This is a genomic window from Gemmobacter caeruleus, assembly GCF_008271655.1.
Taxonomy (GTDB): Bacteria; Pseudomonadota; Alphaproteobacteria; order Rhodobacterales; family Rhodobacteraceae; genus Gemmobacter; species Gemmobacter caeruleus.
The window spans coordinates 136,272-161,478 of the sequence record NZ_VKKX01000051.1; the positions used below are offsets into that span (position 1 = coordinate 136,272).

The 25,207-nt window shown below is 68.3% G+C and carries 26 protein-coding genes; 5 read left to right on the top strand and 21 right to left on the bottom strand.

From position 1 onward, the window contains the following. Window positions 1-8: 8 nt before the first annotated feature. The 13 genes from FOA17_RS16245 to FOA17_RS16305 form a co-directional block, all read right to left on the bottom strand. Window positions 9-1,223: an NADH-quinone oxidoreductase subunit E gene (locus tag FOA17_RS16245; protein WP_149142558.1), complete on the bottom strand. Its 1,215-nt coding sequence runs from the start codon at window positions 1,221-1,223 to the stop codon at window positions 9-11. After that, the gene (locus FOA17_RS16250; RefSeq protein ID WP_149142559.1) at window positions 1,223-2,464 is read right to left on the bottom strand and encodes an NADH-quinone oxidoreductase subunit D; all 1,242 of its coding nucleotides are present in this window, start codon (window positions 2,462-2,464) and stop codon (window positions 1,223-1,225) included. Before FOA17_RS16250 ends, FOA17_RS16245 begins: the two co-directional genes overlap by 1 nt. Window position 2,465: 1 nt before the next feature. Further along, the gene (locus tag FOA17_RS16255) at window positions 2,466-2,897 is read right to left on the bottom strand and encodes a thioesterase family protein (protein WP_149142560.1); all 432 of its coding nucleotides are present in this window, start codon (window positions 2,895-2,897) and stop codon (window positions 2,466-2,468) included. After that, window positions 2,894-3,499, bottom strand: coding sequence for an NADH-quinone oxidoreductase subunit C (locus FOA17_RS16260; RefSeq protein WP_149142561.1), 606 nt, complete (start codon window positions 3,497-3,499; stop codon window positions 2,894-2,896). Before FOA17_RS16260 ends, FOA17_RS16255 begins: the two co-directional genes overlap by 4 nt. A 12-nt stretch (window positions 3,500-3,511) precedes the next feature. After that, window positions 3,512-4,045, bottom strand: a complete 534-nt coding sequence (locus FOA17_RS16265) for a NuoB/complex I 20 kDa subunit family protein (RefSeq protein ID WP_149142562.1) — start codon at window positions 4,043-4,045, stop codon at window positions 3,512-3,514. Then, complete coding sequence (locus FOA17_RS16270) at window positions 4,036-4,401, bottom strand: NADH-quinone oxidoreductase subunit A (protein ID WP_149142563.1); 366 nt, start codon at window positions 4,399-4,401, stop codon at window positions 4,036-4,038. The genes FOA17_RS16265 and FOA17_RS16270 overlap by 10 nt, the downstream gene beginning before the upstream one ends. 340 nt (window positions 4,402-4,741) lie before the next feature. Beyond that, window positions 4,742-5,524 carry a crotonase/enoyl-CoA hydratase family protein gene (locus FOA17_RS16275; RefSeq protein ID WP_149142564.1) on the bottom strand — a complete coding sequence of 261 codons (783 nt, stop codon included), beginning with the start codon at window positions 5,522-5,524 and terminating at the stop codon, window positions 4,742-4,744. Window positions 5,525-5,587: 63 nt separating this feature from the next. Next, complete coding sequence (locus FOA17_RS16280) at window positions 5,588-6,442, bottom strand: hydroxymethylglutaryl-CoA lyase (protein ID WP_149142565.1); 855 nt, start codon at window positions 6,440-6,442, stop codon at window positions 5,588-5,590. Further along, on the bottom strand, window positions 6,435-7,094 hold the full coding sequence (locus tag FOA17_RS16285) for a glutathione S-transferase family protein (RefSeq protein WP_149142566.1): 660 nt from the start codon (window positions 7,092-7,094) through the stop codon (window positions 6,435-6,437). The genes FOA17_RS16280 and FOA17_RS16285 overlap by 8 nt, the downstream gene beginning before the upstream one ends. Beyond that, the gene (locus FOA17_RS16290) at window positions 7,091-8,992 is read right to left on the bottom strand and encodes an acetyl/propionyl/methylcrotonyl-CoA carboxylase subunit alpha (protein WP_149142567.1); all 1,902 of its coding nucleotides are present in this window, start codon (window positions 8,990-8,992) and stop codon (window positions 7,091-7,093) included. The genes FOA17_RS16285 and FOA17_RS16290 overlap by 4 nt, the downstream gene beginning before the upstream one ends. Window position 8,993: 1 nt before the next feature. After that, window positions 8,994-10,040, bottom strand: a complete 1,047-nt coding sequence (locus tag FOA17_RS16295; protein ID WP_149142568.1) for an NAD(P)H-dependent flavin oxidoreductase — start codon at window positions 10,038-10,040, stop codon at window positions 8,994-8,996. Continuing rightward, window positions 10,037-10,486: a thermonuclease family protein gene (locus FOA17_RS16300; RefSeq protein ID WP_149142569.1), complete on the bottom strand. Its 450-nt coding sequence runs from the start codon at window positions 10,484-10,486 to the stop codon at window positions 10,037-10,039. The genes FOA17_RS16295 and FOA17_RS16300 overlap by 4 nt, the downstream gene beginning before the upstream one ends. Window positions 10,487-10,593: 107 nt before the next feature. After that, the gene (locus FOA17_RS16305; protein ID WP_149142570.1) at window positions 10,594-12,198 is read right to left on the bottom strand and encodes a carboxyl transferase domain-containing protein; all 1,605 of its coding nucleotides are present in this window, start codon (window positions 12,196-12,198) and stop codon (window positions 10,594-10,596) included. A 188-nt stretch (window positions 12,199-12,386) separates the two neighbouring features. Here FOA17_RS16305 and FOA17_RS16310 point away from each other — a divergent pair, with 188 nt between their 5' ends. Continuing rightward, window positions 12,387-12,980: an OmpW/AlkL family protein gene (locus tag FOA17_RS16310; RefSeq protein WP_149142571.1), complete on the top strand. Its 594-nt coding sequence runs from the start codon at window positions 12,387-12,389 to the stop codon at window positions 12,978-12,980. Between the two features lie 68 nt (window positions 12,981-13,048). Here the strand turns inward: FOA17_RS16310 and FOA17_RS16315 are convergent, their stop codons facing one another. Further along, the gene (locus tag FOA17_RS16315) at window positions 13,049-14,209 is read right to left on the bottom strand and encodes an isovaleryl-CoA dehydrogenase (RefSeq protein WP_149142572.1); all 1,161 of its coding nucleotides are present in this window, start codon (window positions 14,207-14,209) and stop codon (window positions 13,049-13,051) included. Window positions 14,210-14,359: 150 nt separating this feature from the next. Between FOA17_RS16315 and FOA17_RS16320 the strand changes: the two genes are divergently transcribed. After that, window positions 14,360-14,818: a CreA family protein gene (locus FOA17_RS16320; protein ID WP_149142573.1), complete on the top strand. Its 459-nt coding sequence runs from the start codon at window positions 14,360-14,362 to the stop codon at window positions 14,816-14,818. 169 nt (window positions 14,819-14,987) lie between these two features. Here FOA17_RS16320 and FOA17_RS16325 read toward each other — a convergent pair whose 3' ends face one another. From FOA17_RS16325 to glmU, 3 genes are read right to left on the bottom strand one after another with little or no spacing between them, the layout of a single operon-like run. After that, on the bottom strand, window positions 14,988-16,211 hold the full coding sequence (locus FOA17_RS16325; RefSeq protein WP_149142574.1) for a DegT/DnrJ/EryC1/StrS family aminotransferase: 1,224 nt from the start codon (window positions 16,209-16,211) through the stop codon (window positions 14,988-14,990). A 49-nt stretch (window positions 16,212-16,260) separates the two neighbouring features. Next, a complete protein-coding gene (gene glmS / locus FOA17_RS16330) occupies window positions 16,261-18,075 on the bottom strand; it encodes a glutamine--fructose-6-phosphate transaminase (isomerizing) (RefSeq protein ID WP_149142575.1) in 1,815 nt (604 codons plus the stop codon). 5 nt (window positions 18,076-18,080) lie between these two features. Then, on the bottom strand, window positions 18,081-19,430 hold the full coding sequence (glmU, locus tag FOA17_RS16335) for a bifunctional UDP-N-acetylglucosamine diphosphorylase/glucosamine-1-phosphate N-acetyltransferase GlmU (protein ID WP_149142576.1): 1,350 nt from the start codon (window positions 19,428-19,430) through the stop codon (window positions 18,081-18,083). 612 nt (window positions 19,431-20,042) lie between these two features. Here glmU and FOA17_RS16340 point away from each other — a divergent pair. Next, window positions 20,043-20,735, top strand: a complete 693-nt coding sequence (locus tag FOA17_RS16340; protein WP_149142577.1) for an HAD-IA family hydrolase — start codon at window positions 20,043-20,045, stop codon at window positions 20,733-20,735. 12 nt (window positions 20,736-20,747) lie between these two features. On the opposite strand, the gene FOA17_RS16345 is transcribed toward FOA17_RS16340, so the two are convergent. Next, the gene (locus tag FOA17_RS16345; protein WP_149142578.1) at window positions 20,748-21,182 is read right to left on the bottom strand and encodes a hypothetical protein; all 435 of its coding nucleotides are present in this window, start codon (window positions 21,180-21,182) and stop codon (window positions 20,748-20,750) included. A gap of 123 nt (window positions 21,183-21,305) precedes the next feature. Between FOA17_RS16345 and FOA17_RS16350 the strand changes: the two genes are divergently transcribed. Continuing rightward, window positions 21,306-21,989 (top strand): DNA alkylation repair protein, encoded by a 684-nt coding sequence (locus tag FOA17_RS16350; RefSeq protein WP_149142579.1) that lies wholly within the window; start codon window positions 21,306-21,308, stop codon window positions 21,987-21,989. Between the two features lie 144 nt (window positions 21,990-22,133). On the opposite strand, the gene FOA17_RS16355 is transcribed toward FOA17_RS16350, so the two are convergent. After that, window positions 22,134-22,643, bottom strand: coding sequence for a D-galactarate dehydratase (locus tag FOA17_RS16355; RefSeq protein WP_238991854.1), 510 nt, complete (start codon window positions 22,641-22,643; stop codon window positions 22,134-22,136). A 112-nt stretch (window positions 22,644-22,755) separates the two neighbouring features. Between FOA17_RS16355 and moaA the strand changes: the two genes are divergently transcribed. Continuing rightward, a complete protein-coding gene (gene moaA, locus FOA17_RS16360; protein ID WP_149142580.1) occupies window positions 22,756-23,754 on the top strand; it encodes a GTP 3',8-cyclase MoaA in 999 nt (332 codons plus the stop codon). Here the strand turns inward: moaA and FOA17_RS16365 are convergent. Further along, window positions 23,751-24,548 carry a LysM peptidoglycan-binding domain-containing protein gene (locus FOA17_RS16365; RefSeq protein ID WP_149142581.1) on the bottom strand — a complete coding sequence of 266 codons (798 nt, stop codon included), beginning with the start codon at window positions 24,546-24,548 and terminating at the stop codon, window positions 23,751-23,753. The two genes, moaA and FOA17_RS16365, sit on opposite strands and share 4 nt — an antisense overlap. After that, a complete protein-coding gene (locus FOA17_RS16370; protein WP_149142582.1) occupies window positions 24,545-25,198 on the bottom strand; it encodes a rhodanese-like domain-containing protein in 654 nt (217 codons plus the stop codon). The genes FOA17_RS16365 and FOA17_RS16370 overlap by 4 nt, the downstream gene beginning before the upstream one ends. Between the last annotated feature and the right edge of the window lie 9 nt (window positions 25,199-25,207).

A 25,207-nucleotide genomic window follows, 5' to 3' on the forward strand; every position in this document is an offset into this window, starting at 1 on the left:
CCCGGCCCTCAGTAATCGTTGGTCTTCGCGCGCTCGAGAAAGGCGTCCAGCCCCTCGGTCACGATGATCTTCGCCTGGGCCACCCATTTGTCGCGGGTCACGCGACCCCGGAAGCCCTTGAGATTGCTGTCCATCCACGCGATTTCGGCCGCGCCCCATTGCGCGATCTGGTCGAAATGGAAGATGCCAAGCTCATGGCACAGCTTTTCCAGCGCCGGGCCGATGCCTTCGATCTGTTTCAGATCGTCGGCCTTGCCCTCGCGCGCGGCCATCAGGCCCTGCGGTTTTGCCGCTTCGGCGGTGCCGGCTGCGGCTTCCGGCACGCTGTCGGCCAGCCGGGCGCCCGCGGGCTTGTCGCCGGTGGCGGTGTTCTGTCCGGGCGCGGCCTCGGCCACGCCGGCGGGTTTGGCGACCTTCACCTCGGGCTTGCCGGTGGCCAGGGCCTCGGCGGTCTGCGGCGCGATGCCGCCCGCCGCCGGGGTCGGGGCGGCGTCGGCCTTGTCGGCCAGGGCGGCCTTGCCGCGCCACGGCGTCAGCAGCGGCACTTCGGTTCCGTCGATGCGCTTGACCGTATCGCCGATATCCACCGCGCGCTGCACCGAAGCGTTATACTGGGTGCGACCGGATTCGAATTCCTTGAGCGCGGTCAGGCCCTTGGCGGGTTCCGACGAGAAACGCCCGGTCTGCGAGCCCGGCACCGGCACGGCACCGGCGCGGAACTTGCCGATCATCTCGCGCAGGCGTTCGGGGCTGAGGTCTTCGTAATAATCCTTGCCGATCTGGGCCATGGGCGCATTGGCGCAGGCCCCAAGGCATTCCACTTCCTCCCAGGAAAACTTGCCGTCTTCCGAGAGCGTATGCGGATGGGCCGAGATCAGTTCCTTGCAGACCGCGATCAGGTCTTCGGCGCCGCAGATCATGCAGGACGTGGTGCCGCAGATCTGGATATGCGCAACGGTGCCAACGGGTTGCAGCTGGAACATGAAGTAGAAGGTCGCGACCTCAAGCGCGCGGATCCGCGCCATGCCCAGCATGTCGGCCACATGTTCGATCGCCGGGCGGGTCAGCCAGCCCTCCTGTTCCTGCGCGCGGAACAAGAGCGGGATGATGGCGCTGGCCTGCCGGCCTTCGGGATATTTGGAAATCTGCCCCTGCGCCCATGCCAGATTGGCGGGCGTGAAGGCGAAAGAGGCAGGCTGTTCTTTATGCAGACGGCGGAGCATTAGCGGTCGATCTCCCCGAACACGACATCCATCGTGCCGATGATGGCGGCCACATCGGCGAGCTGGTGGCCCTTGGCGATGTAGTCCATGGATTGCAGATGCAGGAACCCGGGCGCACGCAGCTTGGCGCGATAGGGTTTGTTGGTGCCATCGGCCACGATATAGACGCCGAATTCGCCCTTGGGCGCCTCCACGGCGGCATAGGCCTCACCGGCGGGCACATGGAACCCTTCGGTATAAAGCTTGAAGTGATGGATCAGCGCCTCCATCGAGGTCTTCATCTCGCCGCGCTTGGGCGGGGTCAGCTTGCCGCGCGCCAGCACGTCGGTTTTGCCTTCCGGCGCGCGCAGCTTGGCGATGGCCTGATGGATGATCTTCACCGATTCCCGCATTTCCTGCATGCGGCAGAGATAGCGGTCATAGCAGTCGCCATTCTTGCCCACGGGGATCATGAAGTCGAATTCGTCATAGCATTCATAGGGTTGCGCGCGGCGCAAATCCCAGGCGAGGCCCGATCCGCGCACCATCACACCGGAATAGCCCCAGTTCTGGATGTCTTCCTCGGTGACGATGCCGATATCGGCATTGCGCTGCTTGAAGATGCGGTTCTCGGTCAGCAGCCCGTCGATATCGTCCAGCACGCGCGGGAATTCGTTGGCCCATTGCTCGATATCGTCGATCAGCGCGGGCGGCAGATCCTGATGGACGCCACCGGGGCGGAAATAGGCGGCGTGCAGACGCGCGCCACAGGCACGCTCATAGAACACCATCAGTTTTTCGCGTTCCTCGAACCCCCAGAGCGGCGGGGTCAGCGCGCCCACGTCCATGGCCTGCGTGGTGACGTTCAGCAGGTGGTTCAGGACGCGGCCGATTTCGGAATAAAGCACCCGGATCAGCGAGGCCCGGCGCGGCACCACGGTGCCGGTCAGCTTTTCGATGGCCAGACACCAGGCATGTTCCTGGTTCATCGGCGCCACATAATCCAGCCGGTCCAGATAGGGCAGGTTTTGCAGATAGGTCCGGCTTTCCATCAGCTTTTCGGTGCCGCGATGCAGCAGGCCGATATGTGGGTCGCAGCGTTCGACGATTTCGCCGTCAAGTTCCAGCACCAGACGCAAAACGCCATGCGCCGCAGGGTGTTGCGGGCCAAAGTTGATGTTGAAATTGCGGATCTGCTGTTCGCCCGTCACCGCATCGCGGCTGCCGTCGTCATAGGTGTTCACGCGGATGTCGCCGTCCATCTCAGCCCTCCAGCCCCGCGGCGGCGCCTTTGGCCGCCAGCCGGTTTGCGAATTTCGTCGTGTCGATCAGCGCGCGCTGGTGGCGCCCCTCGCCGATCAGGTCGATCCCGTCATGGGCCGAGACGCGAAAGTCGAACTTGCGCCCCTCGATCCCGGTCAATTCCGCCGTCACCGTGACCACCTGCCCCGGCAGGGTCGGCGCGACGTGGCTGAAATCGACATGGATGCCAAGGCTGTCCTCGCCGTCCGCGTAGAACGGGCGGATCACCTCGACACAGGCCCATTCCATCAGCCCGGTCATATAGGCCGTGGCAAAGACCGCGGGCATGGCCGGGAACGCGCCCTCCTGGGCGAAAAGCGCGCGCACGCTGTGCCGCTCCTCGACCTTGAGGCGCTGTTCCGCCCTTGCCCCGATCTTCAGGCCTTCCTTCACTTGGCCGCCCCTTTCTCGTCGCCGGGCAGCACATATTGCGCGCCTTCCCAGGGCGAGAGGAAATCGAACTGGCGGTATTCCTGCACCAGCTTCACCGGCTCGTAGACCACGCGCTTGAGCGCCTCGTCATAGCGGACTTCGGTATAGCCGGTGGTCGGGAAATCCTTGCGCAGCGGATGGCCGCGGAAGCCGTAATCCGTCAGGATCCGCCGCAGATCCGGGTGGCCCGAGAACAGGATGCCGAACATGTCGAACACCTCGCGCTCGAACCAGTTGGCCGAAGGGTGGACGGCGATGATCGACGGCACCATGTCATCTTCGCGCACCGCGACCTTCAGCCGGATGCGGTGGTTCTGATACATCGACAGCAGGTGATAGATCACGTCGAACCGCGCCACGCGCTCCGGGTGATCGACCGCCGTGATATCGACCAGGGTCGAGAACTTGCAGGCCGGATCGGTCTTCAGGAAATCGACGAAAGACAGCAGATGCGGCAGCGCCACCTCCACCGTCAGCTCGCCCAGGGCGATCGACACGCCGACCACCGCCTGCGGGCGTTTCAGTTGCAGATGTTCGGCCAGCTGGCTCAGCGCTTCGGACATGTTCGACCCTCCTCAGCGGACCAGCGTGCCGGTGCGGCGGATCTTCCGCTGCAAGGCCAGGATGCCATACATCAGCGCCTCGGCCGTGGGCGGGCACCCGGGCACATAGATATCCACCGGCACCACGCGGTCGCAGCCGCGCACCACCGAATAGCTGTAATGGTAATAGCCGCCGCCATTGGCGCAGCTGCCCATCGAGATCACATAGCGCGGCTCGGGCATCTGGTCATAGACCTTGCGCAGGGCCGGCGCCATCTTGTTGGTCAGCGTGCCCGCGACGATCATCACGTCCGACTGGCGCGGCGAGGCGCGCGGCGCAAAGCCGTACCGCTCCACGTCATAGCGCGGCATGGCGGTGTGCATCATCTCCACCGCGCAGCAGGCCAGGCCGAAGGTCATCCAGTGCAGCGAGCCGGTGCGCGCCCAGTTGATGATGTCCTCGGTCGTGGTCAGCAGGAACCCCTTGTCCTGCAAGTCGCGATTCATCGCGGCAAGGCCCGCGTCCAGATCATTGGCCGCGTGGTTGGCCGAAGTGCTCACGCCCATTCCAGCGCCCCTTTCTTCCATTCATAGGCAAAGCCCACGGTCAGCACGCCCAGGAAGACCATCATCGACCAGAAGCCGACCATCGACATCTCGCCAAAGGCCACGGCCCAGGGGAACAGGAAGGCGACCTCGAGGTCGAAGATGATGAACAGGATCGACACGAGGTAGAAGCGCACGTCGAACTTCATCCGCGCATCGTCAAAGGCGTTGAAGCCGCATTCATAGGCCGAGACCTTTTCGGGGTCCGGGTTGCGCACCGCCAGCACGACGGCGGCCAGGATCAGCACCAGGCCGAGGCCGACCGCAAGTGCCAGAAAGATGAGGATGGGAAGGTATTCACGGAGAAGTCCGTCCACAGGTGGCTCCTTCGGCTGGCGGCAATCGGCGTGAAACGCCCGGCGCGCGCGGATGGTTGCTGAGTTCCGTTTACTCTCGCCCTTTGGCCGGGTCAACCGAAGGCGGAACGAAAATGCCGCGCAGACACCGTGATTTCGTTGATTGTATGCAATTGCACACCGAAGGAAGTGCCCTCCCCGGTGCCGATGTGTCAGCTTGCCGCAGAGCAAGGCCCCGGGCCGCCGCGATAGCCAATGGAATCTCTAAGGATTGCCGCCCGCCCGCGCCGCACCGCCCGGCCCCGCGACACCCGCCCGACAGCACGGCGCAACCGCGTCAGCCCTGCTCGGGCAGCGCGTCTCAGCGCACCCAGTCGGGCTTGCGCTTGCCCAGAAAGGCCGCGATCCCCTCGGCCGCCTCGGGGTCTTCCCAGCGGGCGATCAGCAGGTCCACCGTGGCCGCGATCACCGCCTCGTCGATGGGGGGCGTCAGCCGCGCCACCAGCTGCTTGGAGGCCGCGACCGCGCGTGGCGCACATGCCAGGAACGGCGCCACCTCCGCCGCCACCGCCGCATCCAGATCGCCGGGCGCGGCGACCTGCGCCAGAAGCCCGATGCGATGCGCTTCTTCCGCGCCAAACAGGCGGGCCGACAGGAAATGCCGCCGCGCCGCCGCCGCGCCGATCCGCGCCACCACATAGGGCGAGATCGTCGCCGGGATCAGACCCAGCTTCGTCTCGGTCAGGCCGAACCGCGCGCCCTCGACCCCGATACAGGCATCGCAGACCGACATCATACCCAGCCCGCCGCCATAGGCCTGGCCCTGCACCCGGCCGATCAGCGGCTTGGGCAGGGTGTTGAGCGCCTGTAGCATCCGCGCCAGCGCCATCGCCCCCGCGCGGCGCGCGGCCTCGCCACCCTCGATCTGCGCCTTCATCCAGGTCAGGTCACCGCCGGCGCAAAAGCTCTCGCCCGCCGCCGCCAGCACCACCACGCGCACGGCCTCATCGGCGCCCAGCAGGGCCGCCGCCTCGGTCAGTTCGGCGATCATCTGCGCCGACAGGGTGTTATGCTTGTCGGGGCGGTTCAGCAGCAGCGTCGCCACGCCCCGCGCATCGGTGGAAAGAAGGATCGTCTCGAACATGCCAACCTCATCATCTTGCGCATTCGCCCCCGCCGGGCGCCGATTTTTCGTCGAAAAATCGGATCAGCCCGACCGCAGCCGCCGGGCAAAGGCCGCGGCCTCGTCCAGCACCGCCGCATCCAGCCCTGTCGAAAACCCGAGCGCCGCCAGCCGCGCGGCCACCGCCTCGGTCGCCACATTGCCCGCCGCCCCCGGCGCATAGGGGCAGCCCCCCAGCCCCCCGACCGCCGCGTCAAAGCTGCGCAGGCCAAGTGCCAGCGACGCCTCGATATTCTCCAGCGCGCGACCCTGCGTATCATGGTAATGCCCGGCCAGAGCGGATGCCGGCATTTCGGCCAGCACCGCCTCCAGCATGGCGCGGATCGTGGCGGGCGTGCCATGGCCGATCGTGTCGCCCAGGCTGATCTCGTAACAGCCCATGGCCCGCAGCGCCGCCGCCACCCGCGCCACCTGTGCCGGCGGGGTCGGCCCGTCAAAGGGGCAATCCGTCACCACCGAGACATAGCCCCGCAGCGGCATGCCGTCGGCGCGCGCGGCCTCGGCCACCGGGGCAAAGCGCTCCAGGCTTTCGGCGATGGAGCAATTGAGGTTCGCCCGGCTGAACCCTTCGGAGGCGCTGGCAAAGATCGCCACCTCATCCGCCCCGGCCGCCCGCGCCGCCTGATAGCCCTTGAGGTTCGGCGTCAGCGCCGCATAGCGGATGCCCGGCGCGCGCTGCATCCCCGCCAGCACCTCGGCCGCATCGGCCATCTGCGGCACCCATTTCGGGCTGACAAAGCTGGTCACCTCGATCCGGCGAAAGCCGGCCCGGCTGAGCATGTCCACCAGCCGGATCTTGTCGGCGGTGGCGATCAGGCGCTTTTCGTTCTGCAACCCGTCGCGCGGGCCCATCTCGACGATGTCAACGGCGTCAGACATCCGGCACCTCATAGAAATCGCGGGTATAAAGCCGGTCCTCGCCCGCCCGGGCCAGGGCGCGCTGATAGGCCGGGCGCCTGGCCATCCGGGCGCCATAGGCGGCCAGCTGCGGGAACCCTTCGGCCCGCACGAAGCGGAACACCGCCGGCAGGTTGAAGCCCAGCATCACATCCGCGGCGGAAAAGCCGCTTTGCAACAGCGTCTCCTGCCCCGCCAGCGCGGCCTCGGGCACCTGCATCGTCGCGGCCAGCCGCCGCGCCAGCAGCTTCATCAGCACGGGAGAGCGCGCCTCGGCCGGGCGCAGGAAGATGTGCTGGATATTGAGCTGTTCCAGAATCGCCGCCTGGGTTTCGGCAAAACCCAGCCATTCCAGCCAGCGCGCCCGCAGCGCGGTGCCGGGGGACGGGGCCAGCCCGGACTGGGGGTGGCGTTCGCACAGATATTGCACGATCGCCGCACTTTCAAAGATCGCGAGCCCGTCGATTTCCAGCGCGGGCACCCGGCCCGTGGGCGAGAGGGCCAGGAACTCCGCCGCGCGGGTCGATCCGTCATCGAGCCGCCAGTGGCGGATCTCGTATTCCAACCCCAGCTCCTCCAGCAGCCACAGGATGCGGAACGAGCGCGAACCGCCGACATGGTGCAGCCGGATCATGCCGGCACCTCCTCGGCCAGCAGGATCAGCGCGGCGCCGGCCTCAACCTGGGTGCCGGCACTGGCCAGCACCTCGGCCACCACACCGTCGCGGGCGGCGGTCAGGGTATGTTCCATCTTCATCGCCTCAAGGATCGCCAGCCGGTCGCCCGCGCGCACCTCCTGCCCCGCCGTGACGAAGACCGCCTTCACCAGCCCCGGCATGGGCGAGAGCGTGGCATTACCCGCCGCCCCCGCGCTGGCCTCGCGCGCCAGCGGATCAACCGGGGTGAAGCTGAAGCACTGCCCGGCGGAAAAGACGTGGATGTCATCGCCCGCCCGGATCACCGGCAGCGCCGGGGCGGGCATCTCCACCCCCTCCAGCAGCACATGCGGCACGCCGTCCCGCAGGATCAACTGGCCCTCGGTCACCTCCTCGCCCCGGCGCAGCGCCAGCGAGCGAACGAGCGGCGCCCAGAGCGTGAAACCTGGCAGCGCCGCCGGCAGCGGCGCGGCACTGGCCAGAAGCGCCGCGGCCCTGACCGCGACCGAGGGCGCGGGTTCGGCGACAAGGCTGGTCAGATCGCGCTCAATCAGGCCGGTATCCACATCGCCGGCGGCAAAGCCCGGATGCCGCGCCAGCGCGCCCAGAAAGACAAGGTTCGTCGTGGTGCCGGCCACCTGCGTGCCCGCCAGGGCGCGCGACAATTGTTGCAGCGCGGCGGCGCGGGTCGGGCCGTGGACGATGACCTTGGCGATCATCGGGTCATACCAGGGGCTGATCCGGTCGCCGCTGCGCACGCCGGTATCGGCGCGGGCGCCTTCGGGAAAGGCCAGATGCGCCAGCGTGCCGGTGGCGGGCAGAAAGCCCGCCGGCACGTCCTCGGCGTAAAGCCGGGCCTCGAAGGCATGGCCGGTGATGGCCAGTTGATCCTGCCGCAGGGGCAGCGCCTCGCCCGAGGCCACGCGCAATTGCCATTCCACCAGATCGACGCCGGTGATCGCCTCGGTCACGGGGTGTTCGACCTGAAGGCGGGTGTTCATCTCCATGAACCAGAAACGGTCGGGGCGCAGCCCTTCGGAAGCATCGACGATGAATTCGATCGTGCCCGCCCCCTTGTAGCCGATGGCGCGGGCGGCGCGCACGGCGGCCTCGCCCATGGCGGCGCGCATCGCGTCAGGCATGCCGGGGGCCGGGGCCTCTTCGATGACCTTCTGGTGGCGGCGTTGCAGCGAACAGTCGCGTTCGAACAGATGCACCGCATCGTGGCCGTCGCCAAAGACCTGCACCTCGATATGGCGGGGCTTTTCGACATATTTCTCGATCAGCACGGCGTCATTGCCAAAGGCGGTGGCGGCCTCGCCCCGGGCACTGTCGAGGGCGGCGGCGAAATCCTCCGCCCGCGTGACCTTGCGCATCCCCTTGCCGCCGCCGCCGGCCACCGCCTTGATCAGCACCGGATAGCCGATGCCATCGGCCGCGCCGGCCAGATGTTCGGGATCCTGATTGTCGCCGTGATAGCCCGGAACGACCGGCACGCCCGCCTCGGCCATCAGGCGCTTGGCCGCGTCCTTGAGGCCCATGGCGCGAATGGCGCGGGCCGAGGGGCCGATGAAGACAAGGCCCGCGGCCTCGACCGCATCGACGAAATCGGGGTTTTCCGACAGGAAGCCATAGCCCGGATGGATCGCCTGCGCGCCGGTGGCCTTTGCGGCGGCGATGATCGCGTCGCCCCGCAGATAGCTGTCGCGCGGCGCGGGGCCGCCGATGGCCACGGCCTCATCGGCCAGGGCGACATGGCGGGCTTGCGCATCGGCCTCGGAATAGACCGCGACGGTTGCCACGCCCAGACGGCGGGCGGTGGCGATGATGCGGCAGGCGATCTCGCCACGGTTGGCGATCAGGATTTTCTGGAACATGTCAGACCTCCGGCGCGGGGTGATCGGGGGCGGACGGGGGGCTGTCTGCCCCCCGCGGGGGCTGCGCCCGCTCCCCCCGAGGATATTTTTGAACAGATGAAGACGAGAGGCGCGTCATGGCCTCGGCCGTGAGGCGGGCGACGATCCCGGCGGCGGGGGCGATGTCATGGATCAGGCCCACGGCCTCGCCCGCGACGGGGGTGCCGTTGGCGGCATCGCCCGCGGCCTGCGCATTGGCCCAGGCGGTGCGGGTGGCGGCCTGGGCGGGGGCGCGGAGTGCCTGCGGATCGGCCTGCCAGCGGTCGGTAAAGGCCGAAGCCATCGTGCGGATGGTGAAGGGCGCCGGCCAGTCGAGGCCGCGCACCGCATCGGGCACCGAGGAGCGCAGCGTGGCATCGCCCCCGGCCTCCAGCGCGGCCTGATGAAAGCCGGGGGGCACCAGTGCCTCGGACGCGGCCCAGAAGCGGCTGCCCACCAGCACGCCATCGGCGCCGAGCATCAGGCTCGCTGCCAGGCCGCGCCCGTCGGCGATGCCGCCCGCCGCCAGCAGCAGCGTTTCGGGGGCGCGGGCGGCGAGGAGATCGGCGAGTTCCGGCACGAGGCTGAGCGTGCCGCGCGTCTGGCCGTGGCCGCCGGCCTCGGCGCCCTGGGCGACCAGGGTCATGGCCCCGGCATCCAGTGCGGCGCGCGCGTGATCGAGGGTCTGGCACTGGCAGATCAGCGGCACGCCGGCATCCTGGATCGCGGCGGCAAAGGGCGCGGGATCGCCGAAGGACAGCATGACCGCGCGCGGGCCACGTTCCAGGCATTGCGCCAGCAGCGAGGCGGTCAGCCGCCAGGTGATGAAGCCGATGCCGATCGGGGCGCCGCCGGCCAGCGCCCATTCGCGGGCGATCCAGTCGGCCTCGCCATAGCCGCCGCCCAGAAGGCCGAGGCCCCCGGCGCGCGCCACCGCCCCGGCCAGACGCCCCCCGGTCACACCGGCCATGGGCGCCAGTGCGACGGGGTGGTGCAGACCGAAGGCACGTGTAAAGCGGGTCTCGATCATGGCCGTTCCCCCAGCCTTGCGCACCAGTCGATGCGGGCGCCGCCGTCATAGGGCACGGCCAGCCCCTCGGCGATCATCTGCGCGGCAACATCGCGCCCGTCCAGCCGCAGCCGGATCAGCCGGCGGCGGTATTTGTCATGGCCCAGATCGGTGATGCCGGGCTGAGCCCCGGCCATCAGCGCCCGCAGCCGTGCCGTCGCCTGCTTGCCAAGCGCGCGTTCCGCCGCGCAGCGCGCATCGCGGGTTTCGGGCGTATCGAAGCCCTGAAGCCGCGCGCTTTCGCGGGTGGCACCGCAGAGCAGCTCCACCGTATCGCCGTCCAGCACCGCGCCGATGCGGCAGCCCCGCTCGCTCAGCCCCTCATAGGGTGCAAGCCGGTCGGCGGCGAGGCGCAGCCCGAACAGCGTGAGCGCGACATAAAGCACCAGATCGGGCGGCACCCGCATGGCATTCCCCCTGATGGCCCGACCACCCTGATGCCGCGCGCAGGCCCGCCCGGCAAGGGGGCGCAGCGGCGCGCGGGGTCTGGGGCGAGGCGCCGGGCGCATCGCCATCACATGCGGAACACGCCGAAGCGTGTCGGTTCCACCGGGGCATTCAGCGCGGCGGAAAGCGAGAGGAACAGCACCTCGCGGGTGCGGCGGGGGTCGATGATGCCATCGTCCCACAGGCGCGCGGAGGCATAGAGCGGGTGGCTCTGCCGGTCGAACATCTCGATCGTGGGGCGCTTGAATTCGGCCTCCTCCTCGGGCGACCAGGAGCCGCCGGCGCGTTCGATCCCGTCGCGCTTGACGGTGGCCAGCACGCCGGCCGCCTGTTCGCCGCCCATGACCGAGATGCGGCTGTTCGGCCAGGTCCAGAGGAAACGCGGCTGATAGGCGCGACCTGCCATGCCATAATTGCCGGCGCCGAACGAGCCGCCCACCAGCATGGTGATCTTGGGCACATTCGTCGTCGCCACCGCCGTCACCATCTTGGCGCCGTGGCGGGCGATGCCCTCGTTTTCATATTTCCGGCCGACCATGAAGCCGGTGATGTTTTGCAGGAAGACCAGCGGGATGCCGCGCTGGCTGCACAGTTCGACGAAATGCGCGGCCTTTTGCGCGGCTTCGGAAAACAGCACGCCGTTATTCGCGACGATGCCGACCGGGCAGCCCATCACATGCGCAAAGCCGGTGACGATGGTTTCGCCGAAGCGCGGCTTGAATTCATCGAAGCGCGAGCCGTCCACCACCCGGGCGATGACCTCGCGGATGTCATAGGGCGTGCGCAGGTCGCCCGGCACGACGCCCAGGATTTCCTCGGGGTCATAGTCCGGGGCCTCGACCGCCTGCCATTGCACGGTGGCGGGTTTCGCCCGGTTCAGATGGCTGACCGCGCGGCGGGCGAGCGCCAGCGCATGCGCGTCATCCTCGGCCAGATAATCGGCGACGCCCGACAGGCGGGTATGCACATCGCCGCCGCCCAGATCCTCGGCGCTGACCACCTCGCCCGTCGCGGCCTTGACCAGCGGCGGGCCGGCGAGAAAGATCGTGCCCTGTTCCTTGACGATGATCGTCACATCCGACATCGCCGGCACGTAGGCGCCACCGGCCGTGCAAGACCCCATCACCACGGCGATCTGCGGGATGCCCTTGGCGCTCATCCGGGCCTGATTATAGAAGATGCGGCCGAAATGGTCGCGGTCGGGAAACACCTCATCCTGATTGGGCAGGTTGGCGCCGCCGCTATCGACCAGATAGATGCAGGGCAGCGCGCATTCCTCGGCGATCTCCTGCGCGCGGAGGTGCTTTTTCACCGTCATCGGGTAATAGGTGCCGCCCTTCACGGTGGCGTCGTTGCACACGACCATCACCTCTTGCCCATGCACCCGCCCGATGCCGGCGATCACCCCGGCACAAGGCGCGGCCCCGTCATAAAGCCCATGCGCGGCCGTTGCGCCCACCTCCAGAAAGGGCGATCCGGGGTCGAGCAAGCCCGCCACCCGGTCGCGCGGCGCCATCTTGCCGCGGGCCACATGCCGCGCCATCGCCTTGTCGCCGCCCCCGGCCGCCGCAAGGGCAGCCGCCTGCGCCACGGTATCCAGCATGCCCAGATGCGCGGCGCGATTGGCCCTGAAGCCGTCGGAGCCGGTAAGGATGCGAGAGACAAGTTTCATGCCAAAGCCCTGCCCTTGATCGGGGCCCGGCCGGAAAACCGGCGCGGGCAATTCATGTTTTCCATATTTTTCAATGCCTTGCGCGCCAGAATGCCGCAGGCCGAAACCGGCGCGATTTGATTCACATCAAGGCCGCCCCGGCGGATCGGGGGCCAGTCTCGGCCCGCAATCAACCTGAGAGAAGACCGATGAAAACCCTTGCACTTGCCTGTCTGGCCGCTGTCACCCTGGGCGCCCCCGCCCTTGCCCAATCGGCGGGCGAGATGACGCTGGGCCTGGGCCTGGGCTTTGTGAACCCGAAATCCGACAATGGCATCGTCGCCGGCGGCACCACCACGATCGACGGCAATGCCCGGCCGACCGTGACCTTCGAATACTTCATCCGCGACAATCTGGGGATCGAGTTGCTGGCCGCGCTGCCCTTCAAGCATGATATCAATGTCGGCGGCGCCAAGGCGGGCGTGACCAAGCATCTGCCGCCCACGCTCTCGCTCAATTACCACTTCCCGACCGGCGGCGCGCTGACGCCCTTTGTCGGCCTCGGCGTGAACTCCACGCTGTTCTTCCAGGACCGCTCGCCGCTGGGCGATCTGAAGATCGACAACAGCTGGGGCCTGGCCGCGCATCTGGGCGTGGATTACGCGCTGAGCGAAAAGGGCGCGCTGCGCATGGACCTGCGCTATATCGACATCGACAGCGACGTGAAGCTGAACGGCGCCAAGGTCGGCCGGGTCGAGGTCGATCCGCTGGTCGCGGGCGTGTCCTATGTCATGAAGTTCTGACCCGACCCCCGGTCGGAAAGGTGCGGAAGGGTGTGGCGTCTCACCACACCCTTTTTCCATGCCGCGGGTCATCCCTGCGCCATCAGCTCGCGACCGATCAGCATGCGGCGGATCTCGCTGGTGCCGGCGCCGATCTCCATCAGCTTGGCGTCACGGAACAGCCGGCTGACCACGCTGTCATTCAGGAACCCCGCCCCGCCAAGCGCCTGCACCGCCTGATGCGCCTGCACCATGGCCTGTTCGCTGGCGTACAGCACGCAACCCGCCGCATCGGCGCGCGTGACCTCGCCCCGGTCGCAGGCCCGCGCGGCCTCGTACACATAGGCCCGGGCCGAATTCAGCGCCACATACATGTCGGCGATCTTGGCCTGCATCAGCTGGAAATTCCCGATCGGCTGGCCGAATTGCTGACGTTCGCGCGCATAGGGCAGCACCTCGTCCAGACAGGCGGCGATGATGCCGGTGCCGATGCCCGACAGCACCACGCGCTCGAAGTCGAGACCCGACATCAGCACGCGCACGCCCTTGCCTTCCTGCCCCAGCACATTCTCGAACGGCACTTCGCAATTCTCGAAGATCAACTCGCCCGTGTTTGACCCGCGCATCCCCAGCTTGTCGAAATGCACAGAGGTCGAAAAGCCCTTGAAGCCGCGCTCGACGATGAAGGCGGTGATGCCCTTCGGCCCGGCCTCGGGATCGGTCTTGGCATAGACGATCAGCGTATCGGCATCCGGGCCATTGGTGATCCAGTATTTGCTGCCGTTCAGAACGTAATAGCCATTCCGCTTCTCCGCCCGCAGCTTCATCGACACCACGTCGGACCCGGCGCCCGGTTCGCTCATCGCCAACGCGCCCACCCGCTCGCCCGAGACCAGACCCGGCAGGTATTTCGCCTTCTGCTCGGCGCTGCCGTTCAGCTTCATCTGGTTGACGCACAGGTTGGAATGCGCGCCATAAGACAGGCTGATCGAGGCCGAGGCCCGGGCGATTTCCTCGGTGGCGATCACATGGGCCAGATAGCCCATCCCCGCCCCGCCATATTCCTCGGACACGGTGATGCCCAGCAGACCCAGCTCGCCCATCTCGCGCCACAGCTCGGCCGGAAAGACGTTGTCGCGATCCACCTGCGCGGCGATCGGCTTCACCCGCTCCTGCGCCCAGCGATGCACCATGTCGCGCAGCGCCGCGACATCCTCACCCAGATCAAAGCGCATCGGCGATGTGAACATGGTCCCCTCCCAGGAAATGAACATGTGTTCAATTAAAGCCGGAACCCGAGTCGCGTCAAGCCTTTCCACCGCCGCACGACGGAACGCTACGTCACTCTTGCGCGTTGCCCCCGCGACCCCCACCTCGGGTCCACCAGAAAGGACACCCCGATGCCCCGATCGCTGCTGCTTGCCCCCTTCGTCGCGCTGCTCCTCGCCGCCCCGACCGAGGCCGAGGAGGTCGGGCAGGTGGGGGTGGACTGGGTCGGCAACGATATCGTCATCGAGGCCATCGCCGACCCCAAGGTGCAGGGCGTGACCTGCCACCTCGCCTATTTCGACCGCTCGCTGATCGACCGGCTGAGCCAGGGCAACTGGTTCGAGGATCCCAGCTATTCCGCCGTCGATTGCACCCAGACCGGCCCGATCACGCTGGGCAATATAGACAAGGGCCGCGACGGCGAGGAGGTGTTCAGCGCAAGCCGCTCGCTGATCTTCAAGGCGCTGAAGCTGACGCGGATCTATGACGCAAAGAACAACGCCCTGATCTACCTCGCCCATGCCAGCGAACTGACCCAAGGCTCGGGCAAGATGTCGCTCTCGGTCGTGCCCCTCGGCCCGAAACCCTGAGCCAGGCGAAGGGGGCTGTCTGCCCCCTCTTGAGCCTGCGGCTCAATTCACCCCCGAGGATATTTTTGAACAGATGAAAAGCCGCGGGTCCGGTCTTTCATCTGTTTTCAAATATCCTGCGGGGGAGGCTCCGCAGGAGCCGTGGGGGCGCAAAGCCCCCGGCACGGGGTCAATCGGCGCGGGCGGTCAGATCGGGGGCGCTGGTATCGCCCTGAAACACGGCCGAGACCTCGGCCCGGATGATGCGCGCGATCTGGGCGCAATCCTCCAGGCTGAAGGTCAGCGGCAGGCGCATGTCCAGGATGCCGTGCAGGATTCGGTCGGTGGCGGGCATGGGCGCCGAGGGCGCATAGGCCCAGTTCGCGTAGCGGCTGGTAAAGCCCGCGGGCTCTGCCGCGCCGAACCATTTCAGTTCCACCCCCCGCGCCGCGCAGCGCGCCAGCACCGCGCGGATCGCCGCCGGCGCCCAGTCGAGCAGCAGGAACTGGAAGGACGAGGCCACGAACCCCTCGGCCGCAGGCCGGTCGATCACCGTCAGGCCCGGCGTCGCGGCCAGCCCCGCCTCGACCACGCGGTAGCGTTCGTTCCAGCGCGCGCATTGGCGCGGCAGGTCGGCCAGTTGCGGCCGCAGGATCGCCGCGCGCAGATTGTCCATCCGCCCCGAGATATTGGGCGTGGTCAGCCGCAGATCGGCAAAAGCCTCGGGCGGCGGCGCGGCGCGGTGGCGATCATAGAGCATATAGCTGCCCGACAGCAGCACCGCCCGCGCCATCAGCCCGGGATCGTCGCTGATCAGCAATCCCCCCTCGCCCGAATTCATGTGCTTGTAGGTCTGGGTCGAGAAACAGCCGATCGCCCCCCAACGGCCGGTCAGGCGGCCCTGCCAGGCCGCGCCCATCGTATGCGCGCAATCCTCGATCACCATGATGCCCCGCGCCTCGCACACACGCATCAGCGCCGCCATGTCGCAGACATGCCCGCGCATATGGCTCAGCATCAGCACCCGCGCGCCCTCGGCCCGGGCAGCCAGATCATCGAGGTCGATCACCAGCCCCTCGGTCACGCCGACAAAGACCGGCACCGCCCCCACCGAGGCGATGGCCCCCGGCACCGGGGCCAGCGTGAAGGCATTGGTCAGCACCCGGTCGCCGGGCCGCACCCCGACCGCCCGCAGCGCGGTCGCCAGCGCATAGCCGCCCGAGGCCACGGCGAGGCAATAGCGCGCTCCGGTCGCGGCGGCGAATTCCTCCTCCAGCAGCGCGGCTTCGGCGATCTCGCCGGGGGCGGTGTTGTAGCGGTGCAGGCGCCCCGACTGCATCACCCGCAGCGCGGCCGCGATGGCGGCCTCGGGGATCGGTTCCTGCTGGGTGAAGCTGCCGGTGAAACATTCCATCCCCGACCTCTGCACCCGCGCCGCGCGGCTGTCAACGCCGGGGCGCGTCTCACTCCACCGTCACGGATTTCGCAAGGTTGCGGGGCTGGTCCACATCGGTGCCCTTGGCGATGGCGGTATGATAGGCGAGGAGCTGCGCGGGAATGGCATAGAGGATCGGCGCCAGCAGCGCCGGGGCCTCGGGCAGGGTCAGGGTTTCCCAGCAGTCCTGCCCCGCCTCGGCGATGCCGGTCGCGTCAGAGATCAGCAGCACCTTGCCATGCCGCGCCATCACCTCTTGCATGTTGGAGACGGTCTTATCGAACAGCCCGTCGCGCGGGGCCATGACGATGACCGGCACGCGATTGTCGATCAGCGCGATCGGCCCGTGCTTCAGCTCGCCGCTGGCATAGCCCTCGGCGTGGATATAGCTGATTTCCTTGAGCTTCAGCGCCCCTTCCAGGGCCAGCGGATACATCGGCCCGCGCCCCAGAAACAGCACGTCCTGCGCCTCGGCCAGATGTTCCGACAGCGCCTCGATCTCGGGGGCGAGGGTGAGCGCGTGGTTCATCAGCCCCGGCAGCAGCCGGAATTCCGCCAGATGCGCGGCGACGCCCGCCGCATCCAGCCGCCCGCGATCCTGCGCGGCCTTGAGCGCGAGCAGCGCCAGCACCGCCAATTGGCAGGTGAAGGCCTTGGTGGAGGCCACGCCCACCTCGACCCCGGCCAGGATCGGCAGCGCCAGATCGCTTTCCCGCGCGATGGAGGAGGTCGGCACATTCACCACCGAGAGGATGCGCGCGACCCGTTCCCGGGCATAGCGCAGCGCCGCCAGCGTATCGGCGGTTTCGCCCGACTGGCTGACGAACAGCGCCCAGCCCTTGTCCGACAAGGGCGGTTCGCGATAGCGGAACTCCGAGGCGATGTCGATGTCGCAGGGCAGGCCCGCCAGGCTTTCGAACCAGTATTTCGCGACGTGACAGGCGTAATGCGCGGTGCCGCAGGCGACCAGCGTCAGCCGCTCCACCGCACGAAAATCCAGATCGGCCGGCAGGTTCAGCGCGTCGCCGGCGGTGTAATGGCGCAGCGCATCGGCCAGCACCACCGGCTGTTCGGCGATTTCCTTGGCCATGAAATGCTTGTGCCCGGCCTTTTCGATGCGCGTCGCGTCGATCTGGATGCGGGTCATGGCGCGATTGGCGCGGCGGCCTTCGGCGTCAAAGATCTCGGCGCCCTGACGGGTGATCACCGCCCAGTCGCCTTCCTCCAGATAGGTGATGCGGTCGGTCATCGGCGCCAGCGCGATGGCGTCGGAGCCGACGAACATCTCGCCCTCGCCATGACCGATGGCAAGCGGGCTGCCCTTGCGGGCGCAGATCATCAGATCGTCCTCGCCCTCGAACAGGAAACACAGCGCGAAGGCACCATGCAGCCGGGCCAGAACGGCGGCGGTGGCGGCGCGCGCATCCTTGCCGGCATCGCGCTCTTGCCGCATCAAGAGCGCGACGGTTTCGGTATCGGTCTCGGATTCAAAGCTGTAGCCGGCGGCGGTCAGTTCGGCGCGCAGGTCGCGGAAATTCTCGATGATGCCGTTATGGACGACCGCGACCCCGCCCGCGCGATGCGGATGCGCATTGGCCACGGTCGCCGCACCATGGGTGGCCCAGCGGGTATGTCCGATGCCGGCGCGGCCCGCCAGCGGCTCATGCACCAGCAGATCCGACAGGTTCACCAGTTTGCCCACGGCGCGGCGGCGATCCAGCCGCCCGTCATTCACCGTGGCGATGCCGGCGCTGTCATAGCCGCGATATTCCAGCCGCTTCAGCGCCTCGACCAGAAGCGGGGCCACCTGATTGCGCCCCAGAACCCCGACGATCCCGCACATGCCGCTTACCCCTTTGCCTTTTGCGCCTTGATGGCGCGCAGCCGGTCGAAAAACACCGTGGCAAGGCCCGGCTTGACCACCTGTTTCGCCCGGCCAAGCGCGATGGCCTCGGCCGGCACATCCTCGGTGATGACAGAGCCTGAGCCGGTCATCGCATCGTCGCCCACCCGGACCGGCGCCACCAGCATGGTGTCGGACCCGATGAAGGCGCGTTTGCCGATCACGGTGCGGTGCTTCATCACCCCGTCGTAATTGCAGGTCACCGTGCCTGCGCCGATATTGGTGCGTTCGCCCACATCGGCATCGCCCAGATAGGTCAGGTGGCCGACCTTCACGCCCTCATCAAGGATGGCGTTCTTGATTTCGACGAAATTGCCGACATGCACATCCTCGGCCAGTTCCGCCCCGGGGCGCAGCCGGGCGAACGGCCCGACATCGGCCCCGCGCGAGACATGGCAACCCTCAAGATGGCAAAAGGCCTTGATCTCGGCGCCGCTTTCGATGGTGACGCCGGGGCCGAAGATCACGTTCGGCCCAAGGATCGCATCGCGCCCCACCACGGTATCAAGCGCGAAGAACACCGTTTCCGGCGCGGTCATCGTCACGCCATTTTCCAGCGCCTCGGCCCGGGCGCGGGTCTGAAAGGCGGCCTCGGCCTCGGCCAGTTGCTGCCGCGTGTTCACGCCCAGCGTCTCGGCCTCGGGGCAGATCACCACGCCGGCGGACAGGCCGCGCGACCGGGCAATCGCCACGATATCGGTCAGGTAATATTCGCCCGCCGCGTTCTGGGTGCCCACGGCGTCGATCAGGTCGAACAGCGTGGCGGCATCGGCGCAGACTACACCGGAATTGCACAGCGTCAGATCACGTTCGGCCGGGGTCGCATCCTTGAATTCGACGATACGGTCGAGCGCCTCGCCCTGCGCGACCAGACGGCCATAGCGCCCGGGGTCGCGCGCCTCGAATCCCAGCACGACAACCGCGTGGCGCGACCGCGCGGCCAGCATCGCCTCCAGCGTCTCGGGGCGGATGAAGGGCGTGTCGCCATAAAGCACGACGCAATCGCCCGTCAGCCCCGCCAGCGCGGCGCGCGCCTGACCGACGGCATGGGCGGTGCCCAGTTGCTCTGCCTGCACCACAACTTCGCAATCGGGGTCAAAGTCGCGGGCAGCGCGGATCACGGCCTCGGCGCCATGGCCGGCGACGACCACGACCTTGCCGGGCGACAGCGCGGCCCCGGCCTGCATCGCATGATGCAGAAGCGGAACCCCGGCCACCTTGTGCAGAACCTTCGGCAGGTCCGAATTCATCCGCGTCCCCTGGCCCGCCGCCAGAATGACCAAGAATACAGGCATGACACCCCTTCCGCAAAAACTGCGCCCGTTTTAACCCCCTGCGCGCCCGGCGCAAGCGGGGGCGGCATCACACATCCTTTCGGCAGGTTTCAGCGCGCGCCTTGCCCTGTTGCCTTTCGCTGCGGGCCGGGCAATTCATGGTGGTCAACCTGTGGGGACAGTGGACTGACATTCTTCGCGGCATGATGCGTGTCGTGCCGCGTTGTCGGTTCGTGCAAGCGTATGACAATTTATCGCGTCGATATATCTCTGGTCGCGGCCCATCATATCGGCGCGCATATCTGGCCGCATCTGGACTAGACCTCGATCCGGCTTTCGGCGACCTATCCCGTGCAAAGGATCGTCCATGCCGCCACCGCCACCGCCACGGGGCGGAGCCTCTGGGCCGATGAGGTGACCGGAACGATCTTCTGCACCGACGATTTCAAAAACCGCGCCGAAGCCCGGGGGGGGAGCTCTGGGTCTCGATTTCGGGCTTTGCACCGAAATCTGAGCGGCACATCCCGCGCCCGTGACCCAAAGCCCCCCGGGCGACAACATCCGCCTTCGCCATTGTGCCGCCCCGGGCGCGCGGCTAAGCCTTGGGCGCAGCGACAGGGGCAGGAGACAGGCATGGCACAGCAAGCGGCGGCAACGGGCGGTCGGCCCGTGGTGGTCTTTGATCTGGACGGCACGCTGGCCGATACCTCGGCCGATCTGATCGCGGCGGCGAATGCCTGTTTTCGCGGCCTCGGCCATGGTGACCTTCTCGACCCCGTGGCCGATGCGCTGACCGCCTTTCACGGCGGCCGGGCCATGCTGCGGCTGGGCTTTTCGCGGCTGGGCGGCGGCGACGAGGCGGCGGTGGATGCGCAATATCCCGTGCTGCTTGCGGCCTATGCCGAGGGGATCGACACCCATACCAGGCTCTATCCCGGCGCGGCCGAGGCGGTGGAGGCCTTGCGCGCCGCCGGCTACGCCACCGCCATCTGCACCAACAAACCCGAGGGCCTGGCCGAGACGCTGGTGACCCGGCTGGGAGTGCGCGGCCTGTTCGGCAGCCTGATCGGCGCCGATACGCTGCCGGTCAGAAAGCCCGACCCGGCGCCCTTTCTGGCCGCCGCGCGCGGGGCCGGCGGCGACCCCGCGCGGTCGATCCTGATCGGGGATACCGAAACCGACCGCAAGACCGCCGCCGCCGCCGGCGTGCCCTGCGTGCTGGTCAGCTTCGGCCCCGAAGGCCCCGGCATCGCGCGGCTTGCGCCCGAGGCGATGCTGCACCGCTATGCCGACCTGCCCGCACTGGCGGCCCGGCTGCTGGGCTAGGGGCGCGCGCCGCTATTCTTGCGCGATCAAGGCCCGCAATCGGGCGTCCAGCGCGCTGATCGCCTCATTCGGGCAGGTGGTCACATAGCCGCGCTCGCGCCCCTTTTCGCGCAGGATGATGCTGTCGGCGCCGTAATCCGGGCAGGCCAGCGCATCGGGCGCGGGCAGGCGCGCGCGCGGAATCGGATGCGCGCGGATATGGTCGCGCAGCTTGCGATAGGTGCCGGGGCGGAGCCTGCGGACATGCGGCTGCGCCTTGTCGTCAAAGGGGCCATAGGTCGTCATCGTCGCGCGGTCATCGGCGGTCACCACCAGCGACGACCCGCCGCCGAACGCCCCGCCATTGGACAGGATCACCGCATCCGGCGCGGCCCCACCCTGCGCCAGCGCGGGGCCGGCTGAGGCCAGCAGGGAAAGACCGATCCACAACATGCCGCGCAGGCCCATCGGTGCCCTCCTCCCGATCCCGCGCGCCCAGCCTGTCACGCCCGCCCCGCGCCGGTCAAGCGACCCGGTTGGCCTTTGCCCGCCACCTTGCTAGAGAGGGGCATCAGCACGGAGCATTCGCCCATGATTTCCCCCGACGCGGCGCTTGCGGCGCTTGAGGCCCTTGCCCAGCCCGAGAAGGCGGCCGAGATGGCGGCCTATCACAAGGCGCCGCGCCGCTATCTGGGCGTCACCGTGCCCGAGATCGACGCGCTGGCGAAATCCTGGCGCGAAGGGGGCGACCCCGATCAGCGCGCGGCCTTGGCGCAGGCGCTGTGGCAAAGCGATATTCACGAGGCCCGCGTCGCCGCCGCGAAACTGCTGACCCAGGCGCGGTTGCGCCCCGACGAGGCGGTCTGGCAGACCATCGCCGGCTGGGTGCCCGATTTCGACGCCTGGGCGATTGCCGATCACGCCTGCAAGGCCGGGGAAAAGCGGCTGATGGCCGATCTTTCCCGGCTGGATACGGTCGAGGCCTGGACCCGCGCCGACAGTTTCTGGACCCGCCGCGCGGCCCTGGTCATCACCCTGCCGCTGGCCAAGCTGAACTTCCCCAAACCCGACGAGACGGCCGCGCGCGAGCGGGTGCTGGGCTGGGCGGCGACCTATGTGACCGACCCGGAATGGTTCATCCAGAAGGCGGTCGGCTGGTGGCTGCGTGACCTGTCGAAACATGACGCGCCGCGCGTGCGCGCCTTTCTGGCCGATCACGGCGCGGCGATGAAGCCCTTTGCCCGCCGGGAAGCCGCGCTGCACCTGCCCGCCTGATCGCGCGAAACCGCCTGCCAGGCCCGCCGGGAAAGCGGCCGATGCGCACCCTCGCACCGCCGGCAAATGCCCCAAGGCGTGCCGGGCAGCGCCGGGGACATCAGGCCCCGGGACCATGGAGAGACACCGTTCGGCGGGCGGGCCCTAACGGCCGAAAACCTCCACCTCGGGCAGATCGGTCAGCGACAGGCCAAGCGCGCGGAACGCCGCCAGCGACAATTGCGCCGCCCCGTCGCCGGGTTGCAGTTCCACCTGCACGGTCTGGCCACCTGTGGTCTTGACGAGGCCCGGCCGCACCGAGGAGACAAGCCCGGACTTCAGCCAGAACCCCGGCGCGGTCGGGTCGCCCAATGTCACCGATACCCGGCCCAGGGCGGCCTCGGCGGCGGGGGCGGGCGTCGCGGTGGCGGCGGCGCGCTGCTCAGGCGTGGTGGTGTCCAGCGTTTCGGCGGTGCGGGCGCCGGGGCGCGGCGGCGGCGCGGCCAGTTCCGGCAGGCTGACCTGCGGGGCGGGGTCGGCGGGCGGCACCGGGCTGTTCTGCGGCGCGGGGGCGGCCGCACCGCCCCGACCAAAGGGCAGCCCGCCCGCGCATCCCGCCAGTGCCAGCGCCAGCACCCCTGCCCCCGTCAGCCGCATCATGACCTGCACCTGCATCCTGCACCCCCTTGCCTGTGGTCCTTGCCCAAGCCTACCCAGACGCTCGCGGCCGATCAACTGTCGGTGCCGGGTCTTGCCGGGTTTCGCCGCAGGGCGTAGGGTCCGCCCCATGACCGCGCCGTTGATCGACCCCTTCGCCCGTGCCATCCGATACCTGCGGGTCTCGGTCACCGATCGCTGCGACTTCCGCTGCACCTATTGCATGGCGGAACACATGACCTTTCTGCCCAAGGCCGACCTTCTGACGCTGGAGGAGCTGGACCGGCTCTGTTCCGCCTTTATCGGGCTGGGGCTGCGCAAGTTGCGCGTGACCGGGGGCGAGCCGCTGGTGCGGCGCGGCATCCTGACCTTCTTTCAGGCGATGGCGCGGCATCTGGAGAGCGGCGCGCTGGACGAACTGACGCTGACCACCAATGGCAGCCAGCTTGCGCGGTTTGCCGATGATCTGGCGGCGTGCGGGGTGCGGCGGGTCAATGTCTCGCTCGACACGCTGGATCCGGCGAAATTCGCCGCGATCACCCGCTGGGGCCGGCTGGATCAGGTGCTGGAGGGCATCGCCGCCGCCCGTGCCGCCGGGCTGCGGATCAAGATCAACGCCGTCGCCTTGAAAGGCGTGAACGAGGAAGAACTGTTCACCCTGACCGACTGGTGCGCGCGCGAAGGCCATGACCTGACCTTCATCGAGGTCATGCCGATGGGCGACATGGCGGATCGGCTGGACCAATACTGGCCGCTGACCGACCTGCGCGCCCGGCTGGCCGCGCGTTTCACCCTGACCGATCTGGACGAACGCACAGGCGGCCCCGCGCGCTATCTGCGGCTGGAGGAAACCGGGCAGAAGATCGGCCTCATCACGCCGCTGACCCATAATTTCTGCGAAAGCTGCAACCGGGTGCGGCTGACCTGCACCGGCGAATTGTTCCCCTGTCTGGGCCAGGAACAGGCCAGCGACCTGCGCGGCGTGCTGCGCGCCAGCGACGACCCGGCCGTGCTGAAAACCGCGATCCGCGCCGCCATCGCGCGCAAGCCCAAGGGCCATGATTTCGACTATTCCCGCCAGCGCGTCGCCGGCCAGATCTCGCGCCACATGAGCCATACCGGCGGCTAGGGCGCCCCGAGGGCGGGGATGCGCAATTCCTGCCCGCGCGTCAGCCGGTCAGGGCCGGCAAGGCGGTCGGCATTGGCCTTCAGGATCACCGGATAGAGCGCCATGCTGCCGTAGAAATGCAGCGCGATGGCGCCCAGACTGTCGCCTTCGCGCACGATATAGGTCTGGCCCTGCGCCGTCGCCTCGGGCGGCGGGGCGACCTGTGCGGGCGTGTTGCGCGCCGCCGCCTGCGCCTCGCGCAAGAGCGCGGCCAGCAGCACCGCCGTATCGACCTTGCCGCCCGCCGTCATCAGCCCCTCGGGCACCGAGATGCGCCCGGCGCCGGCGGCCTCGTTCACCAGAGCGTCGATATAGGCATCGGTCTGCCCCTCGCGCAGGGCCTGCGCCACCAGCCCCTCCAGCGTGACCGGGGCGGCGGCCTGCCCGCGCAGGCCGTTCAGCGCCTCGATCGCGCCCGAGGACATGCGCTGCAACGCCACCTGTTCGGGATCGCCCGCCTTGAGCAGCGCCAGATCGCGCAGGATGGTGGCGGTGGTCTGTTCCAGCCCCGCCCCTTCGGGCCGCAGCACCGGCGCGGGCACCGCCGCCCCGGCGGCCTCCGGCAGGCTGTCCAGCAGCCGGTCGGCCGCCGATCCCGCCTGCCCGTCACCCCGCAGCACCGCCAGCGGCTCCGGCCCGTCGGGCAACAGCGTCACCGCCTCGCTGCCCCGGCCCAGAAACACCCAAGGAGCGCCGGTAAAGATGCCGGCGATGACCACGACGATGGCCAGATAGATCAGCGCCAGCCGGATCATCCGCCGCTGCCCCCCGCCGGGGCGCTTTGCGTCAGACCCAGCATGACCCAATCCTGCATGCCGCCACGGTAATAACGCAGCTTCTCCGCCGGATAGCCCGCCTCGCGCAGCGCGGTCAGCGCGCGCAGGGCCTGATCGCTCCAGGCGCCATTGCAGAACACCACCAGATCGAGCGCGGCGCTGAAATCGAAGGCCGCCCCGCCCAGCGGCCGCGCGCCAAGCGCGACAAGGATATCGTTGCGGAACGGATTGGCCGGCGCCAGCGTGGTGAAGGGCACATTGACCGCCGAAGGGATGCTGCCCTTGTCGAACCAGTCAGGCAATCGCGCGTCGATCAGCGCCCCCTCGCCCGTAGTCAGCGGCCCCTGCATGAAGGCCAGAAGCTCCAGTTCGCCCAGCGTCTGCACCCCCGGCAGCGCCTGCATGGGTTGCAGACAGAAAGGCGGGCATTGCCGCGCCACCTTGGCGAAATCGCCGCTCAGCCGCGCCTGCGGATCGGCGCTGCGCGCGATGTCATAGCGCTGGCCATTGACCGAGAGCTGCACCCCGGCCAGATCGACCGTCAGGCGGTTGCCTTCGGCATTTGCCGCCGTCGCACAGATCCCAAGACCCATGGCGCAAAGCCACAGAAGCCCCGTCCTGCCCGCCATGAACACACC

Coding starts and splice junctions, on each gene's coding strand:
- FOA17_RS16245 (WP_149142558.1), bottom strand. CDS start 1,223: ATGCTCCGCCGTCTGCATAAAGAACAGCCTGCCTCTTTCGCCTTCACG.
- FOA17_RS16250 (WP_149142559.1), bottom strand. CDS start 2,464: ATGGACGGCGACATCCGCGTGAACACCTATGACGACGGCAGCCGCGAT.
- FOA17_RS16260 (WP_149142561.1), bottom strand. CDS start 3,499: ATGTCCGAAGCGCTGAGCCAGCTGGCCGAACATCTGCAACTGAAACGC.
- FOA17_RS16265 (WP_149142562.1), bottom strand. CDS start 4,045: ATGGGCGTGAGCACTTCGGCCAACCACGCGGCCAATGATCTGGACGCG.
- FOA17_RS16275 (WP_149142564.1), bottom strand. CDS start 5,524: ATGTTCGAGACGATCCTTCTTTCCACCGATGCGCGGGGCGTGGCGACG.
- FOA17_RS16280 (WP_149142565.1), bottom strand. CDS start 6,442: ATGTCTGACGCCGTTGACATCGTCGAGATGGGCCCGCGCGACGGGTTG.
- FOA17_RS16285 (WP_149142566.1), bottom strand. CDS start 7,094: ATGATCCGGCTGCACCATGTCGGCGGTTCGCGCTCGTTCCGCATCCTG.
- FOA17_RS16290 (WP_149142567.1), bottom strand. CDS start 8,992: ATGTTCCAGAAAATCCTGATCGCCAACCGTGGCGAGATCGCCTGCCGC.
- FOA17_RS16295 (WP_149142568.1), bottom strand. CDS start 10,040: ATGATCGAGACCCGCTTTACACGTGCCTTCGGTCTGCACCACCCCGTC.
- FOA17_RS16300 (WP_149142569.1), bottom strand. CDS start 10,486: ATGCGGGTGCCGCCCGATCTGGTGCTTTATGTCGCGCTCACGCTGTTC.
- FOA17_RS16305 (WP_149142570.1), bottom strand. CDS start 12,198: ATGAAACTTGTCTCTCGCATCCTTACCGGCTCCGACGGCTTCAGGGCC.
- FOA17_RS16310 (WP_149142571.1), top strand. CDS start 12,387: ATGAAAACCCTTGCACTTGCCTGTCTGGCCGCTGTCACCCTGGGCGCC.
- FOA17_RS16315 (WP_149142572.1), bottom strand. CDS start 14,209: ATGTTCACATCGCCGATGCGCTTTGATCTGGGTGAGGATGTCGCGGCG.
- FOA17_RS16320 (WP_149142573.1), top strand. CDS start 14,360: ATGCCCCGATCGCTGCTGCTTGCCCCCTTCGTCGCGCTGCTCCTCGCC.
- FOA17_RS16325 (WP_149142574.1), bottom strand. CDS start 16,211: ATGGAATGTTTCACCGGCAGCTTCACCCAGCAGGAACCGATCCCCGAG.
- glmS (WP_149142575.1), bottom strand. CDS start 18,075: ATGTGCGGGATCGTCGGGGTTCTGGGGCGCAATCAGGTGGCCCCGCTT.
- glmU (WP_149142576.1), bottom strand. CDS start 19,430: ATGCCTGTATTCTTGGTCATTCTGGCGGCGGGCCAGGGGACGCGGATG.
- FOA17_RS16340 (WP_149142577.1), top strand. CDS start 20,043: ATGGCACAGCAAGCGGCGGCAACGGGCGGTCGGCCCGTGGTGGTCTTT.
- FOA17_RS16345 (WP_149142578.1), bottom strand. CDS start 21,182: ATGGGCCTGCGCGGCATGTTGTGGATCGGTCTTTCCCTGCTGGCCTCA.
- FOA17_RS16350 (WP_149142579.1), top strand. CDS start 21,306: ATGATTTCCCCCGACGCGGCGCTTGCGGCGCTTGAGGCCCTTGCCCAG.
- FOA17_RS16355 (WP_238991854.1), bottom strand. CDS start 22,643: ATGCAGGTGCAGGTCATGATGCGGCTGACGGGGGCAGGGGTGCTGGCG.
- moaA (WP_149142580.1), top strand. CDS start 22,756: ATGACCGCGCCGTTGATCGACCCCTTCGCCCGTGCCATCCGATACCTG.
- FOA17_RS16365 (WP_149142581.1), bottom strand. CDS start 24,548: ATGATCCGGCTGGCGCTGATCTATCTGGCCATCGTCGTGGTCATCGCC.
- FOA17_RS16370 (WP_149142582.1), bottom strand. CDS start 25,198: ATGGCGGGCAGGACGGGGCTTCTGTGGCTTTGCGCCATGGGTCTTGGG.